The sequence below is a fragment of the Streptomyces sp. NPDC001890 genome (assembly GCF_042891445.1).
Taxonomy (GTDB): Bacteria; Actinomycetota; Actinomycetes; order Streptomycetales; family Streptomycetaceae; genus Streptomyces.
This window is the reverse complement of the sequence record NZ_JBIATE010000015.1, coordinates 158421-177001: the sequence shown is the minus strand read 5'-3', so window position 1 is coordinate 177001 and position 18581 is coordinate 158421. Positions and strand designations below refer to the sequence as shown.

Sequence of the window (18581 nt, the reverse complement as noted above, 5' to 3'; positions counted from 1 at the left end):
TTCGATCCCGCGCTGAAGCACAAGCTCGGCTTCCCAGGATCGCCGACCATCAACTTGATCCGCCAACGACATGAGATGTCTTCGACCGCTCGGCGATGGTGTGGTCGCGGGTGGGGACCAAAGTGCCGTCCACGATGAGCACGGTGTCCTTGGCGAACCGCTTGCGGGGCTGGAGGGCGAGCATCGGTCCGAGGTGGCCGATGATGCGGTCCGCCGCCGACTTCGAGACCCCGAACAGCGGGGCAAGCTGCCGCATGGTCAGGTTTGTGCGCCAGCAGATCGCGACCAGCAGGGCCCGGTCCTCCAGCGGAAGACTCCACGGCCGGCCTTTGCGGATCGCGTCCGCACCTGTGCGTCGCAGCACCGTCACCAGCTTGCGGAACTGCCGTGGGCTGAGCCCTGTGCACGGGGCCACCCAGGAAGGCTTCGACGCCGTGATCACACCAGCCACGCAGCGATCATTTCAGTTGCCGATGACGCTCGTTCTGGCCGATCCTGACCACTTCGCAAGCGAGGAGGGCCACGTGGGCTTGACTCTGTTCCCAGGAGACGGAGACGTCAGCAGCCCGGACGTCTCATGGTCCTGCATCAGCTTCAATGCTTTCCGGGAACGGCTCGCACGGGCCGAGGGGTTCAGCCTCCCGGAAATGTGGGGCTTCGGGGGCAACCGGCCGTGGAGCGACATCTCCACCACCCTGGAGCCGCTCCTCGATCACCCGGATGCCGGTGGTGACGATCTCTCCACTGCCCACTGCGCTGCGATGCTGCCTCGCCTTCAAGCGATCACCGGCGAATGGCTGGAGAAGCCCGACGAACCACTCCTCCAGCAGCACATCCAGGACGCTCAACGACTGATGGTCGTCCTGCGTTTCTGCGTAGACGAGAGCGTCGCACTCATCTTCCTTTGACGTTGAGGCGTGCCCAGGCAGCCGACACCCCACCCCGGCCGCAGCCACGGGACAGCCCCTAGCGCTGTGACCGGGAAGGTTCGCCTCAGCTCGGCCCGGCCGGCTTGTGAAGGCCGCGAAGACGACCGCCGAGACCAGGACGGTTCTTGAGGGGCTGGATGAGAAGGCGTCGGCTGGAGTTTGATTCCCTGACCAGGATCGGCCAGATCACGCCACCGCCCGTACTGTCCGTTGCTCACGGGCAGGAACGGACGCAGCCGCTCTCACGCGGGCAGGTTCATGAGCGAATCGACCACCCAGTCCGCTGTCTCCCGTACCTGCGGGTCGGCCGCCCACAAGTGTCCCCACGGCCCACGGCGGAGGTGCACGGTCCGCAAGCCGGCCCGCGCTGCCGGGAAGGTGTCGTTCATCGGGTGGTCACCGACGTGGACGGTGTCCTGGGCCGGGGCCTGGGAGGCGCCGAGGACGCGGGCGAAGAAGTCGGGCGACGGCTTGGCGCAACCCCACTCCCCGGAGGTGGCGATGAAGTCCGCGGGCAGATCCAGACCCCGCAGCAGTTCCCCCGCGCGAATCGTCTGGTTGCCCGCGATGACGACCCGGACGCCGAGCTCGCGCAGCGCCGTGAGCGCGGGACGCACATCGTCGTACAGGTCGGCCTCGTCGAGACGCTCGCCCCGGCCGGCGGCCTCGCGAGCTGCGTACTCGGCCGCGATGTCGATGCCGGGGCGGAGTAGGCGAAGGGCTTCCGCATTGTCGAGGCCCTGGGCGGTGACCGCACCGACAAGTGCGGAGAGGGTGTGCCTGGGAACGCCCAGCCAGTCGGCCCAGGAGGCCCAGTACCGGTCGTCGCGGACGAGCGTCTCACCGATGTCGAACACGATCGTCTCCATCACTCCGCGAGCCTACGAGCGGTAGCCAGGTCTGCAGCACCTCGGGGTGCCGCGGACCCCGGAACAGGAACCAGGCCGGACGGATACGCCCCCCACACCCCGGGCTCGACGAAATACATGGCCGGCATAGGGCCCGGATAGGCCGCCCTTCAAACATGGCCATAACCGACCACACAAAGGGGCGTCGAACTGATGAGCGAGAAGCAGCAGACTGAAGAGACCCTGCACCGCGTCGTGCTCAACGACGAGGAGCAGTACTCGATCTGGTGGGCGGACCGCGCCCTGCCGGCCGGCTGGCACGCCGAGGGCACCGAGGGCAGCCGCGAGGAGTGCCTCGCGCGCATCGCCGAGATCTGGACCGATCTGCGCCCGCTGAGCCTGCGCCGCCGCATGGACGCCACCGCCGCCTGACCGAACTGGCCGCTGGATCCGAGGCCGGGCCCGACCCCCACCGCGCCGCCCGATCCCGATGGAGGAGAGACTGTGAACGACCGCACGCTGTCGGGTTCGTACGCCGGTGCGACCACTGCCCGGCCCAGGACCGCGCCCCTGCTGCCCGCGCTGTTCGCCGCCCAGCGCACCCGTACGCCCGACGCGCCCGCCGTGATCGGCGCCGATGGAAGCGTGGTCACGTACGCCGGACTCGGCGCGCGCGCCGCCCTGTTCGCCACCCGGCTGCACGCCCTGGGCGTGCGCCCCGGCGACTTCGTGGGCGTGTGCCTGCGCCGTGGGCCCGACCTGGTCGCCGGGCTCCTCGGCGTCTGGCTGGCGGGCGGCGCCTACGTACCGCTCGACCCCAACCACCCCGAGAGCCGCATCGCTCTCGTTCTCGACGACGCGCAGGCACCGGTGGCCCTCGCCGAGCGGTCCACCGCCGACAAGCTGCCCGCGGCCACCCGCGTCCTGCTTGCCGAGGACGTCACCGGCGAGCAGCACCAGGATCTCGACGGCGAACAGGCCGCAGCAGCACCGGAGTTCGTCGCCGAACCGGCCCGGCCCGCCTACGTCCTGCACACCTCCGGCTCCACCGGCCGCCCCAAGGGCGTCCTCGTCCCGCACGAGGGCATCGCCAACCGGGTGCGCTGGCTGGCCCACCGTCACCGGCTCGGTCCGGCCGACCGGGTGCTGCTCAAGACGACCGTCGGGTTCGACGCCGCCGGACTGGAGCTGTTCTCCCCGCTCATCAGCGGAGCCGCCCTCGTGCTCGCCCCCGAAGGCGCCGAGCGCGACCCCGCGACCCTGCTCGCCGCCGTCGCCGACCACGGCGTCACCGTCCTGCAGGGCGTCCCCTCCGTCTACCGGCGCCTCGTCGACGAACCAGGCTGGGAGCGCGCCACCGCGCTGCGCCTGGTCTTCAGCGCCGGCGAACCCCTCCACGCCGACCTGTGCCGCCGCATTCTCGAACGCGCGCCCGGCGTACGGATCTGGAACACCTACGGACCCACCGAGGCGTCCGTCGACATCACCGAGCACCAGTGGGACCCGGACCGGGACACCGGTGCCGTCCCCATCGGGCGTCCCATCGGCAACATGCGCGTGGTCGTCCTCGACCCGGCGGGGCGGCCCGTGCCCGTCGGTGTGCCCGGCGAGCTCCACGCGGGCGGCATCGGGCTCGCGCTCGGCTACCTCGGCCGCCCCGACCTGACCGCCGAACGCTTCGTGCCCGACCCGCACAACGACGGACAGCGGCTCTATCGCACCGGCGACAAGGTGCGCTGGCGCGCCGACGGCGTCCTCGAATACCTCGGCCGCCTCGACCAGCAGGTCAAGGTCAACGGCGTACGGATCGAGCCCGGCGAGGTCGAGGCCGCGCTCGCCGCCCACCCCTGGGTGCGTACCGCCGTCGCCGCCGCCGTGCCCGACCCCGCAGGCGCGGGCCACCGCCTCGCCGCCTGGGTGCAGCCGCGCGGCGAGGCGCCCCGCCCGGACGAGCTGCGTGCGTTTCTGCGCCGCACCCTGCCGGATGTCCTTGTGCCGTCGGTGTTCGTGACCGTCGACGAGTGGCCGCTCACCGCCAGCGGGAAGATCGACCGGGGCGCGCTGCCCGACCCGGCCGAGACTCGTGCCGAGACCGTGTACGTTCCGGTGCGCGACGCCACCGAGCGGGCCGTCGCCGAGATCTGGTCGCAGCTGACCGGCGTCCCCGCCGGGGAGATCGGCGCCACCCACGACTTCTTCCAGCTCGGCGGCTCGTCCCTGATGCTGACCCGGCTCTCCGAGCTGCTGTCCGCGTCGGCGGGCACCCGCGTACCGCTGCGCGCCCTGTTCACCGCGACCACCGTCGAGACCCAGGCCACGCTGCTCGGCCGCCCCGTCGCCCCGACCGGCGACGAGCACCTCGCGGAAACGGTCCTTCCCGTGCCCCGCAAGCCCGAAGGACTGCCGCTCTCGCCCGGCCAGCAAGGCATGTGGCTGCTCGACCGGCTGCGCCCCGGCAGCAGCGAGTGGAACGCCCCCGCCTTCCTCACCCTGCCCGCCGAGTACAGCGACGCCACCGTCGCCGCCGCGCTCGGCGCACTCGCCGACCGGCACGAGATCCTGCGCACCCGGTACGTGCTGAACGGCACCGAGCCCGTCCAGATCGCCGACGCGCCCGGCACCCGACCGCCCCGGCTGCGCACCGCGCTCGCCGCGAGCGCCGACGAGCTGAACGCGCTGGTGCAGGAGGAGTTCGCCCGCCCCTTCGACCTGGAGAACGGCCCCGTCTGGCGGGCCCTGACCGTACGCCGGGGGACCGAGCACCTGCACGTGATCCTCTCGCTGCACCACATCGCCTGCGACGGCTGGTCCTCCGTCGTCCTGGAGCGCGACCTCAAGGCGCTCGCCGAGGCCGCGCACACCGGCACCGACGCCCGGCTGCCCGAGCTCCCGGTGCAGTACGCCGACCACGCCGCCCACCGGCGCGCCCGGCTCACCGACGCGTTCCTGGCGCGCGAACTCGACCACTGGAAGCGGGTGCTGGACGGCATCGTGCCGCTCGACCTGCCCGCCGACCGGCCCCGGCCCCCGGTGCGCGACGCGCACGGCGCCGTCCACCTCTTCACCGTCCCGGCCGCGCTCACCGAGCGCGTCGCGGCCCTCGGCCGCAGCTGCGGGGCAACCCTCCAGCAGACCCTGCTCACCGCGTTCGCCGCGCTCGTCGCCCGCCTCACCGGCCGCTGGGACGTCCCCGTCGGCATCCCGGTGGCCGGCCGCGAGCGGCCCGAGACCGCCGAGGTCGTCGGGTTCTTCCTCAACACCCTCGTGCTGCGCTGCGACGCCGTCGCCGACGACACCTTCCGCGACGCCGTCGTACGGGTCCGTGACACCGCCCGCACCGCCTTCGCCCACCAGGAGCTGCCGTTCGACCGGCTCGTCGCCGAGCTCGACGAGAGCCGCGACGCCGCCCGAACCCCGCTCTACCAGGTGATGTTCGACCTGCACGAGGAGGGCCGCACCGGCACCGCGACCTCCTCCGGCGACCTCGACGCCTTCCGGGGCGCCTGGCAGGCCGCCCGCACCGACCTCACGTTCGTCGTGCAGCGCCAGGGCGACGGCTCGCTGCTCGGGATGGCCGAGTACGCCACCGCCCTGTTCGACCCGGCCACCGTCGAACGGTTCGCCGACTGCTGGACCCGCCTGCTGGAGGCGGTCGCCGACGACCCGTGGGTACGGCTGGGCACCGCCGACATCCTGCCCGCCGCGCTGCGCGCCGAACTCGTCGCCCACGGCCCCGGCCCGGCCGGCGCGGGGGACACGATCACCGGAGCGTCCGAAGGCGGCGTGCACACCGCGATCGCGGAGGTGGCCCGGCGTTCCCCCGAGGACCCGGCCGTCGTCTGCGGCGACGAGACCTGGACGTACGAACGGCTGAACCGCCGCGCCGAATTCCTCGGCCACCGGCTGCGCGGCCTCGGGGCCGGACCGGAGACCACCGTCGCCGTGCTGCTCGGCCGCACCCCCGAGCTGCTCGCCGCGATCCTCGGCAGCTGGCACGCCGGCGCCGCCCATGTGCCGCTCGACCCGGGCGCCCCCGACGACCGGATCGCCCATGTGCTCGCCGACTCGGGGGCGGGCGTCCTCGTCACCGACACGGCGGGCGCCGCACGCCTCGCCGGGATCCACCGCGGCGCCGTCCTCACCCTGGACACGGAACCGGACGCCGCACCGCCGGCGGACGCCGAGCCGCTGCCCGCCGGGGACGGCACGCGCCTCGCCTACCTGATGTACACCTCCGGCTCCACCGGCCGCCCCAAGGGGGTCGCCGTCGAGCACCGCACCCTGCTGCCGACCCTGCGCGCCTTCCAGGCCCACCTGGACTTCGGGCAGGGCCCCGACGACGCCTACCTCGCCCTGGCCCAGCCCACGTTCGACATCTCCTGGACCGAACTCGTCATGCCGCTCGTCGCGGGCGGCCGGGTCGTCCTCGCCCAGGAGCACGAACTGCGCGACCACCGCGCCCAGCTGGCCCTGCTCGACCGGCACGGCGTCAGCCACCTCCAGGCCGCCCCCGCGCACTGGCAGATGCTGATCGACGCCGGTTTCGGCCGCCGCCCGCTGGTCGGCAAGACCGGCGGCGAGGACTGCCCGCCCGCCCTCGCCCGCGAGCTCTCGCGCAGACTGCGACGGTTCATCAACGAGTACGGGCTCACCGAGACGACCATCGCCTCCACCCGGTGGGACGCGCACGACACCGCGCAGTCCACCCCGATCGGCCGCCCCTACCCGCACTGCACGGTCCGGGTCCTGGACGAGAACCTCACGCCCGTGCCGTACGGGGTGACCGGCGAGCTGTGCATCGGCGGCACCGCCCTCGCCCGCGGCTACCACGGCAGGCCCGACCTGACCGCCGCCGTGTTCGTGCCCGACCCGTACGGCGAGCCCGGCGCCCGCCTCTACCGCAGCGGCGACATGGCCCGCATGCTGCCCGACGGCACCCTGGAGTTCGCCGGGCGCGCCGACGGCCAGGTCAAGATCCGCGGCAGGCGGGTGGAGACCGGCGAGGTCCAGGGCGTCCTGGCCGAGCACCCCGCCGTCGCCGGTGCCGTGGTCACCGTCCACGGCACCGGCCCCGACGCCGCGCTCGTCGGCTACTGGGTGGCCGCCGACGACATGCCCGTACCCGGCGACAGCGCCCTCCTGGACCACTGCGCCCGCAGCCTGCCCGACTACATGGTCCCCGCGCTGCTCGTGCCGATCACCACCGTGCCGCTCACCCGGCACGGCAAGGTCGACACCGCGGCCCTGCCCACGCCCGACCTCGCCGCCGCGCTCGCCGACGAGCCGTACACCGCGCCCGAAGGCCCCGTCGAGGAGATCATCGCCGGGATCTGGGCCGAGGTGCTGCTCGGACCCGACGCCGTCGCGGGCCACCGGATCGGCTCCCGCCAGGGCTTCTTCCGCAGCGGCGGGAACTCCGTGCGCGCCGCCCAGGTCATCGCCCGCATCCAGGAGGAGTTCGACGTCGAACTGCCCCTGCGCGCCGTCTTCGAACGCCCCACCGTCACCCGGCTCGCCGAAGCCGTGGAAGAGGCCGTGACGGCCGAGATCCAGACGCTCACCGAAGCCGAACTCGCCCTCGCCCACAGGGAGTACCAGTCGTGACCGCACCCACCGCGCCGACGCAGCCCACGCAGGAGGAGCTGCGCGCCGAGCTCCTGCGCCGCCGCCTCGCCGGGCGCGCCGGGCGAGGCGCCGACACCCCCGTCCGCAGCGCCGCCATCCCGCGCGCCGACCGCACCAAGCCCCTCGAACTCTCGGCCGGGCAGCGCCAGTTGTGGTTCCTGCACCAGCTCGACCCGGAAAGCCCCGAGTACCTGCTGCCGATGGCGTACCGGCTGCGCGGCCCGCTCTCGCCGGGCACCCTCCAGCAGGCCTTCGACTCGCTCGCCGCCCGCCACGAGATCCTGCGCACCCGCTACGTCCTGGACGCGGCCGACCCCCGCCAGGTCGTCGACCCGGCCGGGCCCGTCGACCTCGCCGTCACCGACCGGCCCGGCCTGGACGCCGCTGCCCGGGACGCGGCCGCCGTCGCCTTCACCGAGGCCCGCGCCGCCGAGACCTTCGACCTGGCCGCCGACCACCCGCTGCGGGTCCGGCTGCTGCGCTTCGCCCCCGACGACCACGTCCTGCTCGTCGTCATGCACCACATCGCCTGCGACGCGCTGACCCGCCCGCTGCTCCTGGCCGACCTCGCAGCCCTCCACCGGGGCGAGGAACTGCCCGAGCTCCCCGTCCAGTACGCCGACTACGCGGCCTGGGCCGCCCGCCGGCAGAGCGGCCCCGAAGCCGACCGCGGACTCGGCCACTGGCGCCGGGAGCTCGCCGGCGTCGAACCGCTCGCCCTGCCCACCGACCGGCCGCGCCCCGCCGTACGCACCTGGGGCGGTGCCACCCACGGCTTCGACGTCCCCGCCGAAACCGCCACCGCGCTGCGCCAGGTCGCCCGCGACGGCGACGCCACCCTCTTCATGGTCCTGCTCACCGCCTACCAGACCCTGCTCGGCCGCTACACCGGCAAGCGGGACGTCTCGGTCGGCACCGCCGTCTCCGGGCGCACCCGCCCCGAACTGCGGCAGATGGCCGGATACGCGTACAACACCCTGGTGCTGCGGGCCCGCTGGGGCGCCGACCCGGCCTTCCGGGACGTCCTCGCCGCCAACCGCACCACCGTGCTGGACGCCTTCGACCACCAGGAGACGCCGTTCGACCGGATCGCCGACGAACTGGAGCCCGAGCGCGACCTGTCCACCACGCCGCTCTTCCAGGTCATGTTCGACCTCGCGTCCGGCGAGGGGGCCGACGGACCCGATCTGCCCGGCATCTCCGCCGAGCCCGTCCCGGCCGCCGGCGCCATCGCCCGCTTCGACCTCACCCTGCACCTCACCGAACGTGCCGACGGCACCCTGCACGGCAGCCTCGAATACGCCACGGCCCTCTTCGACGCGACCACCGCCGCCCGGATCGCCGGGCACTACACCCGGCTCCTCGCACAGATCGCCGCCACCCCCGGCGCCCCGCTCTCCACCCTCGACCCGATCGGCCCGAAGGAGCGCGCCCTGCTCCTCGACGGACCGGCCACCCCCGTCGGCACCGACCACGCCCTCGACGCCACCGCCCTGCGCCCCGTCCTGGAGACCATCCTGGAACAGGCCGCGGCCACCCCCGACGCCACCGCCCTGCGCCACGGCGACACCACGTACACCTACCGCCGGCTCGTCGAGGAGTCGGAGCGCCACGCCCGCCGGCTGGCAGGGCTCGGCATCGGCCCCGAGGACACCGTCGCCGTCCTCCTGGACCGCTCGCCGGAACTGGTCGCCGCCCTGCTCGGCATCTGGCGCGCGGGCGCCGCGTACGTACCCGTCGACCCCGGCTACCCGGACGAGCGCGTCGGCCACATGCTGGCCACCACCGGCACCCGGACCGTCCTCACCGAGACCCGCTACGCCGACCGCTTCGAGGGCCCCGCCGCCCTGGGCGCCGATGAAGACCGCCGCACCGTCCTGGTCACCGACGACCCCGCCGAGCAGGCCGCCCGCGCCGCCGCCACCGCCGCCCTGCCCACCGGCCACGACCTCGACGCGCTCGCCTACGTCATCTACACCTCCGGCTCCACCGGCCGCCCCAAGGGCGTCCTCGTCACCCACCGCGGGCTGGCCAACTACCTCGGCTGGACCGTCCAGGCATACGCGGGCGCCGGGCCCGGCGGCGCCCCGCTGTTCTCCTCCATCGCCTTCGACCTCGGCGTGCCCGACCTGTACGCGCCGCTGATGACCGGCCGGAGCGTCGACCTGCTCCCGCAGGACTTCGACACCGCCGACCTCGGCGCCCTGCTCGCCGCGGGCGCCCCGTACGCCTTCATCAAGCTCACCCCCGGTCATCTCGACCTGCTCCAGCAGCAGTTGACGGATGATCAGATCAGGGGGCTGGCCGGCCTCGTCATCGCGGCCGGGGACTCCTTCACCGCCCGGCTCGCCGAGCGCTGGACCACATCGGCGGGCCCCGACGGCACCCGTCTCGCCGCCGAGTACGGCCCCACCGAGATCACCGTCGGCAACTCCGCGTACTTCCTGGACGGGCCCGTCACCACCGAACTCGTCCCCATCGGCCGCGCCGTCCCGCACACCACCATGTACGTCCTCGACGAGCACCTGCGCCCGCTGCCCGTCGGCGTGCCCGGCGAGGTGTGGATCGGTGGCATCGGTGTCGCCCGCGGCTACGCGGGCCGCCCCGACCTGACCGCCGAACGCTTCGTGCCCGACCCCTACGGCCCGGCCGGCACCCGGCTCTACCGCACCGGAGACATCGCCCGCGTACTGCCCGACGGCAATCTCGACTTCGTCGCCCGCGCCGACCACCAGGTCAAACTCCGCGGCTACCGCATCGAGCCCGGCGAGATCGAGTCCGCGCTCACCGCGGACCCGGCCGTCGCCGAAGCCGTCGTCCTGGTCCGCGAGGACAGCCCCGGCGCCAAGGAACTCGTCGCCTACGTCGTCCCCGCCGAAGGCGCGGGACCCGACGACCTCACTCCGGCCGCGCTGCGCGCCCGCGTCGGCGAGACCCTCCCCTCGTACATGGTGCCCGCCGCCTACCTCGCTCTCGACGCCCTGCCGCTGACCGCCAACGGCAAGCTCGACCGCCGCGCGCTGCCCGCCCCGGGCCGCGCCGCCACCGCCGTCGGCGACTACGTCGAGGCCCGCGACGCCACCGAGGGCGCCATCGCCGGGATCTGGGCCACCGTCCTGGGCCGCGACACCGTCGGCGTCCACGACAACTTCTTCGAACTCGGCGGCGACTCCATCCGTGCCGTCACCCTCGTCGGCGCGCTGCGCGAGGCCGGCTGGGAGACCAGCGTCCGCGACATCTTCGCCCACCGCACCGTGGCCCGGCTGCGCGCCGCCCTCGGCGACGCCGACGGCGCCGGACCGGGCGGCACCGTCGCCCGGTTCGCCCTCATCGGCGAGGCGGACCGGGCCGCGCTGCCCGCCGACGTCACCGACGCCTACCCCGTCTCGCTCACCCAGGCCGGGATGCTCGTCGAGATGTACGGCGAGAGCACCGAGAACCGCTACCACAACATCACCTCCTTCCGGATCCGTGACGAACTCCCCTTCGACCCGGAGGCGTTCCAGCGGGCCGCCGACCTGATCGTCGAACGCCACGAGGTCATGCGGACCTCCTTCGCCCTGGACGGCTACTCCCGGCCGCTCCAGCTCGTCCACGCCGCCGGACGGATGCCCTGCGTCTTCGACGACCTGCGCCACCTGCCGGCCGCCCGCCGCGAACTGGCCCTCTGGGAGTTCGCCGACCGCGACCGCGAAGAGCTCTTCGACCTCACCAGCGCCCCGCTCATGCGGATGGCCGTCCACCTCCTCGACGACGAGAGCTGGTGGCTGTCCATCACCGAGTGCCACCCCGTCATCGAGGGCTGGAGCTACCACTCCCAGCTGATGGAGATGCTCCGCGCCTACCGCGCGCTGCGCTCCGGCGCCGAGCCCGAGCCCGCACCGCCGGTTCCCGCCGTCCGCTACGCCGACTTCGTCGCCGGTGAACTGCGCTCCCTGGACGACCCGGCCGACCGCGAGCACTGGCGCCACGTCGTCGACACCTACGAGCGGTTCAGCGTCCCCGCCGGATGGCAGGGCGACGACGAGGGCGACGAGCGCTACCGCGTCGACATCCCGCTCGGCGACGTCGAACCGGGCCTGCGCGCGCTGGCCACCGCCGCCGAGGTCCCCTACAAGAGCGTCCTGCACGCCGCGCACAGCAAGGTCCTCTCGCTGCTCACCGGCGCCGAGCGGTTCCGCGGCGGCATGGTCGCCGACGCGCGCCCCGAGGAGGCGGGCGCCGAACGCGTCTCCGGCATGTACCTCAACTCGGTGCCCTTCCCGTACGAGCGCACCGCCGCGACCTGGGGCGAACTCGCCCAGCAGGTCTTCGCCCGCGAGGTCGAGCTGTGGCCGCACCGCCGCTACCCGATGCCCGCCATGCGCAGACCCGGCGGCGAAACCCACCTCATCGACGTCCTCTTCCACTACCTGGACTTCCACCAGGTCGACACCGAGCTCATCGACATCATGGCCAGCCGCGACGACAGCCCCAACGAGTTCCGGCTCGTCGTCGGCACCCCCGTGCGCGGCCACCTGTCCATCGCCTCCCGCACCCGCACCCTCTCCCGGGGCCGGGCCAAGCGCCTCGCCGCGCTCTACACCGCCGTCTTCGCCGACATGGCGCGCACCGGCGCCGACGGCGACGCCCGGGGCGCCTACCCCGACGCGTACGAGCGCGGCGCCCTCGCCGCACCCGCCCTGCCGCACTCCGACACCCCCGCCGACGTGCTCGGCGCGTTCGAGGCCCAGGCCGCCCGCACCCCGGCGGCCCCTGCCCTCTCCTTCGCGTCAGCCACCAGCTCCTCCGCCACCAACTCCTCCGCCACCCTCTCCTACGCCGCGCTCGACGCCCGCGCCGAGGCGGTCGCCCACCGGCTGCGCGCCCTCGGCGCCGGGCCCGAGACCCGGGTCGCCGTGCTCCTGGACCGGGGCCCCGACCTGGTGGCCGCGCTCCTGGGCGTCTGGAAGGCGGGCGCCGCGCAGGTGCCCGTGGACCCCTGCACCCCCGACGCCCGGATCGCCGGCACCGAGTTCACGCTCGCGGTCACCGAACGCCGCCACGCCGCCCGCCTGGACGACGTCCCGCTCGTGGTCGCCGAGGACCTCACCGACGTCCCCGTGCCCGCCCGGCCCGCCACCGCCCACGACCCGGACCGGCTCGCGTACGTCCTGCACACCTCCGGTTCCACCGGCACCCCCAAGGGCGTCGAGATCAGCCACCGCTCCCTCTCCCACTACCTGCACTGGGCGGTCGAGCAGTACGCGGCGGCGGGCACCGGCGGCGCGCCGTGGTTCACCTCCGTCGGCTTCGACCTCGGGATACCCGCGCTGTACGCGCCCCTGATGACCGGGCAGACCGTGCGGCTGCTCCCGCAGTCGTACGGGCCGGGGGAGTTCGGCGCCGAACTCCTCAAGGGCGCGCCCTACTCCTTCGTCGGGCTCACCCCCGGCCATCTGACGCTCCTGGAAGCCCAGTTGACCGACACCGAACTCGGCTCCCTGGCCGCGCTCGCCGTCTGCGCGGGCGACGCCTACCCGGCCGCCCAGGCCGACCGCGTCGCCGCCCGCATCGGGTCCGGCTCGATGGTCCTCGCCGCCGAGTACGGCCCCACCGAGGCCACCGTCGCCGCCACCGCCCTGTGCGTCCTGCCCCGGAACCGGAACCGGCACGGCGGCGCACCGCGCCCCGTCGCCGCAGCGGCCGGTGTCCAAGCCGGGCTCCAGCACGCCGACACCCTGCACGCCCCCGAACGGCCCCGCGACCCGCGCACCCTCGTGGCCCTCGGCTCCCCGCTCCCGGGCGTCACCCTGCGGCTCCTGGACGGCGCGCTGCGGCCGGTCCCCGACGGCATCGCCGGTGAGGTGTACCTCGGCGGCGACGGGCTCGCCCGCGGCTACGCCGGACGCCCCGGCCCGACCGCCGCCGCGTTCCTGCCCGACCCCTACGGACTGCCGGGCGCCCGCCTCTACCGGACCGGGGACCTGGCCCGCCGGCTCCCCGGCGGTGCCCTGGAGTTCCTCGGCCGCGCCGACGACCAGGTCAAGATCCGGGGACACCGCGTCGAACCCGGCGAGGCCGAGGCCGCGCTGGCCGCCGACCCCTCCGTGCGCGAGGCCCTCGTCGCGGCCGTCGACGCCGCCGACGGCGGCAAGCGCCTCGCGGCCTGGGTGGTGCCCGCCGAGGGGCACACCGTCTCCGTGCCCGCCCTGCGCGACCGCCTGCGCGCGGTGCTGCCCGCCGCCGTCATCCCGGCGACCGTCACGGCCCTGCCCGCGCTCCCGCTCGGCGAGAACGGCAAACGCGACCGGTTCGCCCTCGTGGCCCGCGCCGCCACCGCCGCCGACGCCCCCTACGTGGAGCCGCGCACCGACACCGAGCGACGGCTCGCCGCCGTCTGGGCCGAGGTGCTCGGCCTCGAACAGGTCGGTGTGCACGACGACTTCAGGGACCTCGGCGGCGACTCCCTGCTCGTACCGCCCCTGCTGCTCGCCGCCCGCAGGGCCGGGCTCCCCCTCGACCTCGCGACCGCGCTGCGCCACCACACGGTGGAGCGACTGGCCGCCGCACTCGACGTCCGCACGGCCCACGACCCGGCCCAGGAAGGCTGACCCCATGCGTCATCTGATCTCCATCGACGACCTCACCGACGCGGAGCTGCGGCGGATCGTGGACCGCGGCGCCGAGTTCTCCGCCGGTCTCGCCCGGCGGCCCGCACCGCTGGACGGCCAGGTGGTCGGCGTCTACTTCGCCAAGACCTCCACCCGCACCCGTACCGCCTTCTCCTCCGGATCGCTGCGGCTGGGCGGCTCGCTCATCGCCTACGGACCCGGCGACCTCCAGCTCAACACCGGCGAGACCACCGAGGACACCGGCCGGGTGCTGTCCGGGATGCTCGACGTACTCGTCGCCCGGACCGCCGGGCCCGAGGCCGAACTGCGCGGCTGGGCACAGCAGGGGACCATGTCCGTGGTCAACGCCATGACCGCCGAGGAACACCCCACCCAGGCGCTCACCGACCTCACCACCCTGGTACGCCACTTCGGCCACGTCGATGGCCTGCGCATCCTGTACGCGGGCGAGGGCAACAACACGGCGGCGGCGCTCGCGCTCGCCCTCACCCGCTTCCCCGGCGTCCACTTCGAGGTCCGCACCCCGCCCGGCTACGGCCTCGCCGAGCCGATCGCCCACCGGGCCCGCGCCCAGGCCGCCCGCACCGGCGCCACCCTGGTCGAGCGGCACGACATGGACGAACTGACCGGCGGCTACGACGTGATCTACACGACCCGCTGGCAGACCACCGGCACCAGCAAGCCCGACCCCGACTGGCGTAACGTCTTCGCCCCGTTCCGGATCACCCCCGCCCTGTGGGACGCCAGCCCGGACGCCGTGTTCATGCACGACCTGCCCGCCCACCGGGGCGAGGAGGTCGTGGCCGAGGTGCTGGACGGACCGCACAGCATCGCCTTCGCCCAGGCCACCAACAAGATGCACAGCGCGATGGCGGTACTGGAGTTCGTCCGCACCGCCGTGGCGGCCGAGGAGCCCGCGGTGACCCCGGACCGCACCCTGGTGGCCGCGCGATGAGACCCGCGACCGATACCGCGACCGACTCCGTGCCCGATACCGCGACCGACTCCGTGCCCGACACCACGACCGATACCGTGCCCGACTCCGTGACCGACCCGGCGGCCCTGCCGTGGCTGCTGGCCGCGCAAGGGGAGGCCACCGACACCGACGCCGTACCGGAGGAGGACGACCGGACGACCGAGCGGCCCACCCCGGACGGGGAGACCACCGCGCCGCCGCCCGTGCCGCTGCGGCGCAACCGTGACTACCGCCTGCTCTGGGGCGGCGCCGGCCTCTCGCTGCTCGCCGGGCGCGCCACCGCCGTCGCGTACCCGCTCGCCGTCCTGTGGGCGACCAGGTCGCCCAGCGACGCCGGGCTCGTGGGGACCGCGCTGCTGCTTCCGCAGCTCGTGGTGCAGCTGCCCGGCGGCGCCCTCGTCGACCGCTGGGACCGGCGGCGCGTCATGCTGGGGGCCGGACTCGGCCAGGCGGTGGTGGCCGGTGTGATCGCCGCGCTCCTGCTGAGCGGGCACATCTGGCTGTGGGCGCTGCTGGCCGCCGCGTTCGTCGAGGGCACCCTCGGTGTGCTGTTCCAGCTGGCCGAGCGGGCCGCCGTGCCCGCCGTGGTGCCGTCCGAGCAGATCGGCGCCGCGATGACCGGCAACGAGGCCCGTACCCGGGGGGCCGCCATCGCGGGGCAGCCGCTGGGCAGCGGACTGGTCACACTCGGCTCCGCGCTGCCGTTCGTGGCGGCGGCGGCCGGTCAACTCGCCGCCGTGGCCTGCCTGTTCGGGGTACGGGGGAAGCTTCAGCAGGACCGGAAGGACGCGCCCCGGACGGCGCTCGCCGCCGAGGTCCGCGCCGGCCTCGTCTGGATGTGGCGCCAGCACTTCCTGCGGGCCGTGATGGCCGCCGTCGCCGTCTCCAACATCCTCTTCCAGGGCCTGAACCTGGCGGTGATGTCGGGCATCCAGTCGGCGGGCGGCACCGAGTTCCAGGTGGGCGTCGTGCTCTCGCTGAGCGGGGCGGGCGGCCTGGTCGGGGCGCTCAGCGGTGGCCGGTGGACCGAACGCCTGTCGATGCGCGCCCTGGTGATCGGCGGGCTGGCGGTATGGGCGCTGCTGATGGTGCCCGTCGCCGTGCTCCGCGACCCCTACGCGCTGGGCGCGATCTTCGCGCTGAGCGGCTACGTGGGCGGTGTGTTCAACGTGGCGGGCGGCGTCTATCTCGTCCGGATCGCACCGGACAGCATGCGGGGCCGGGCCAACTCCCTGGCCATGCTGGTCGGTGGCGGTGCGATGGCCGCCGGCCCGGTCGCGGCCGGCTTCGCCCTGGAGGGCCTCGGCCCGACCCGGACGGTCCTCGGGCTCAGCCTCGCGATGGCCCTGACGGCCCTCGCCGCGCTGATCTCCCCGGCCCTGCGCCGGGGCCCGTTCGCGACGGCCGACTGACCGGGCGCCCAGGGCGTCCGGCGGACGGAGGAGGGGGTCACCGCAGCCGCGGTGACCCCCTCCGGTGCGTGCGCCGGGAGCATCAGCCCCCGGGTGAGTCACGCCGGTCGCGCGACGCCGTCGCGAGCACCACGGCGACGGCCACCGCGACCGCGCCGACGAGCCAGGCGGCGGTGGTGAGCGTGAGCCGGTCGGGTTCGAGCAGCGGCTGGCCCCGCTCCGCCTGCCACAGCAGCAGGGCGGTGAGCCCGGCATGGCCGGCACCGCCGACGACGATCAGGGCCGTACGCGTACCCTCGCCGCGCAGCAGCGGCAGCCGTCCCGCGAGCAGCCCGAGGCCCAGCGCGGCGAGCGGCAGCAGCTGCAGCGCGTGCAGACCCACGAAGTGGGCCACCCGCAGGTCCCCGCCACCGGTCGCCCAGTCGGTCAGCGGCAGACCGGCACCGCCGTCCAGCACCCCGACGCTGTGCGCGCCGAGCGTGGACGGATGCTTCCCGGCGTCCAGGGCCCGCTGCTGCGCGGCCGTGGGGGTGGTCATCAGATAGCCGATCGACATGCCCGCCAGGGAGACGAACAGTCCGATCGGGATGGCCCAGGCCAGCGGCCGGTCCACCTTGCGCTGCCACAGGAGGAAGACCCCGAGCAGCAGCGTCATGGTCCAGCCGATGTACGCCGCGCCGCCCATCGCCTTGACCAGTACGTCATTGAACGTGGACGACACGTTGAAGTGGCTGCGTTCGCCCCGTACGGCCTGGAACGTGATGATCGATATCTCCGGGACGATGAACAGCGCCACGGTGACGGTGCCGAGTCTGCGCAAGGTGCGCTGCCAGCGCTCCGTCCGGCCGATCATCCACGCGAGGGTGATCGTGTACAGGCCGAAGGAGACCGCGAACTTCAGGGGTTTGAGCCACACCCCCTCACCCAGCACGGTGCGTCCGTCGAGGAACAGGCCGCCCGCGGCTATGACCGCGAGCAGTGCCATGGCCCCCGCGCACCAGGTGAGGGGGCCGTGTAATCGGGGGATGCCCCCGTTGTCGCTGGTGTCCTTCCGTTCGACCCTGGCGCTTGTGATCGTGACCACAGTGACTCCTTCACTGGTGGGGGCAGTGACCGGTACCGGCCGCCTGTATGGCCGAAAAACGATGTAGGGATTCGTACATCCGTTTCCGGAGGAACGTAATCCGTTGTCATATCGTCCCGGCATCGCAGCGGCTTCGAGGCCTCTCGTACCCCCTTTGACCAGGCAATACGCCCTGCAAGCGGCGTTATAGGACGCACATAGTCCGGGCCGCGAGAGTCGTTCCATCACCGAAGTCCCCCGCACCGCCACTGACGAAGGAGATCCACCGATGCCGCAGAACACCATGGACCGCCGGGGCGTCCTCAGGGCCGCCGCCGGTATCGCCGGGGCGGCGGCCGCGGTGACGGTGGCCGGCGCCCTGCCGGCGGCCGCCCACGGCCGGTCCCGCAGCGAGTTCCCCGAGATCCCGGGCATGGTCGGCGACCGTCGCGCCAACGAGTTCTGGTACGAGTACGACGAGCGCTTCTACTTCAACCCGAAGCCCGAACTCGTCGAGGCCGTCGACGTCATCGTCAAGCCGTTCGGCGGCTTCACCAAGGTCGACTCGGCCTGGGCCGCCACCCGCGCCGACGGACGCTACCCGCGCAGCTTCCTGGAGCTCATCCAGCCCAACCGCGACGCCTTCGTACTGCTCTCCGACGCCCAGCGCGACGTCTACCGCGAGTTCTACGGGAACGACCCGGCGGGACTGGTCCGCGCCTTCCAGGACTTCGGCCAGGGCGTCCTGTTCGACCCGCGCCGCTCGGAGGGCAACAAGGTCCACATGATGAACTTCACGCCGCCGGACTTCACCCACGCCTACCACCGCTGGCACCCCTTCCTGGCCGGCTTCCGGCTCCTGGGCATCGACGTGAAGTGGTGGACGCACATCAACCGGCTCGCGGGCGTCTCCTGGGAGCTCCAGTCCATCGGCCAGCCGGCCATCGACGCGAACGACAACAAGCGCCTGGCCCCGCGGACCGTGGACGGTGTCACCCGCAAGTGGCTGTACCGCAGCGCGAACCAGCTCGACACGGCCTTCGACACCTACCCGTACCCGGTCGACCTGGGCAAGTTCTAGAGCCTGCCCGACCCCGACCCACCGGACAGGCCA

At 73.8% G+C, this 18581-nt stretch carries 9 protein-coding genes and 1 pseudogene; 7 read left to right on the top strand and 3 right to left on the bottom strand.

Features of this window, described 5'->3' with window-relative positions; all coding sequences use genetic code 11:
* Positions 1-79 precede the first annotated feature (79 nt).
* A pseudogene (locus ACFYY1_RS29555) lies at positions 80-451 on the bottom strand (transposase family protein); the annotation flags it as partial.
* Between ACFYY1_RS29555 and ACFYY1_RS29550 the strand changes: the two are divergent.
* Entirely contained in the window at positions 402-908 is a 507-nt protein-coding gene (locus ACFYY1_RS29550; protein ID WP_388591078.1) for a hypothetical protein, read from the top strand. The pseudogene ACFYY1_RS29555 and the gene ACFYY1_RS29550 overlap by 50 nt on opposite strands.
* Before the next feature lie 263 nt (positions 909-1171).
* Here the strand turns inward: ACFYY1_RS29550 and ACFYY1_RS29545 are convergent, their stop codons facing one another.
* Complete coding sequence (locus ACFYY1_RS29545) at positions 1172-1798, bottom strand: HAD family hydrolase (protein ID WP_388591075.1); 627 nt, start codon at positions 1796-1798, stop codon at positions 1172-1174.
* A gap of 192 nt (positions 1799-1990) precedes the next feature.
* Between ACFYY1_RS29545 and ACFYY1_RS29540 the strand changes: the two genes are divergently transcribed.
* From ACFYY1_RS29540 to ACFYY1_RS29520, 5 genes are all read left to right on the top strand, one after another.
* Positions 1991-2209: an MbtH family protein gene (locus ACFYY1_RS29540; protein WP_388591006.1), complete on the top strand. Its 219-nt coding sequence runs from the start codon at positions 1991-1993 to the stop codon at positions 2207-2209.
* Positions 2210-2281: 72 nt separating this feature from the next.
* The gene (locus ACFYY1_RS29535) at positions 2282-7381 is read left to right on the top strand and encodes an amino acid adenylation domain-containing protein (RefSeq protein WP_388591005.1); all 5100 of its coding nucleotides are present in this window, start codon (positions 2282-2284) and stop codon (positions 7379-7381) included.
* Positions 7378-13995 carry an amino acid adenylation domain-containing protein gene (locus ACFYY1_RS29530; RefSeq protein ID WP_388591003.1) on the top strand — a complete coding sequence of 2206 codons (6618 nt, stop codon included), beginning with the start codon at positions 7378-7380 and terminating at the stop codon, positions 13993-13995. Before ACFYY1_RS29535 ends, ACFYY1_RS29530 begins: the two co-directional genes overlap by 4 nt.
* A 4-nt stretch (positions 13996-13999) precedes the next feature.
* A complete protein-coding gene (locus ACFYY1_RS29525; protein ID WP_388591001.1) occupies positions 14000-14971 on the top strand; it encodes an ornithine carbamoyltransferase in 972 nt (323 codons plus the stop codon).
* The gene (locus tag ACFYY1_RS29520; RefSeq protein WP_388591000.1) at positions 14968-16404 is read left to right on the top strand and encodes an MFS transporter; all 1437 of its coding nucleotides are present in this window, start codon (positions 14968-14970) and stop codon (positions 16402-16404) included. The genes ACFYY1_RS29525 and ACFYY1_RS29520 overlap by 4 nt, the downstream gene beginning before the upstream one ends.
* An 82-nt stretch (positions 16405-16486) precedes the next feature.
* Here the strand turns inward: ACFYY1_RS29520 and ACFYY1_RS29515 are convergent, their stop codons facing one another.
* On the bottom strand, positions 16487-17488 hold the full coding sequence (locus ACFYY1_RS29515; protein ID WP_388590998.1) for a hypothetical protein: 1002 nt from the start codon (positions 17486-17488) through the stop codon (positions 16487-16489).
* A 268-nt stretch (positions 17489-17756) separates the two neighbouring features.
* Here ACFYY1_RS29515 and ACFYY1_RS29510 point away from each other — a divergent pair, with 268 nt between their 5' ends.
* Positions 17757-18548 carry a Tat pathway signal sequence domain protein gene (locus tag ACFYY1_RS29510; RefSeq protein WP_388590997.1) on the top strand — a complete coding sequence of 264 codons (792 nt, stop codon included), beginning with the start codon at positions 17757-17759 and terminating at the stop codon, positions 18546-18548.
* The last annotated feature ends 33 nt before the right edge of the window (positions 18549-18581 follow it).

Excerpts from the sequence above, each read along its gene's own strand:
- ACFYY1_RS29545 (WP_388591075.1), bottom strand. The coding sequence starts at position 1,798 with ATGGAGACGATCGTGTTCGACATCGGTGAGACGCTCGTCCGCGACGAC.
- ACFYY1_RS29525 (WP_388591001.1), top strand. The coding sequence starts at position 14,000 with ATGCGTCATCTGATCTCCATCGACGACCTCACCGACGCGGAGCTGCGG.
- ACFYY1_RS29510 (WP_388590997.1), top strand. The coding sequence starts at position 17,757 with ATGCCGCAGAACACCATGGACCGCCGGGGCGTCCTCAGGGCCGCCGCC.
- ACFYY1_RS29540 (WP_388591006.1), top strand. The coding sequence starts at position 1,991 with ATGAGCGAGAAGCAGCAGACTGAAGAGACCCTGCACCGCGTCGTGCTC.
- ACFYY1_RS29520 (WP_388591000.1), top strand. The coding sequence starts at position 14,968 with ATGAGACCCGCGACCGATACCGCGACCGACTCCGTGCCCGATACCGCG.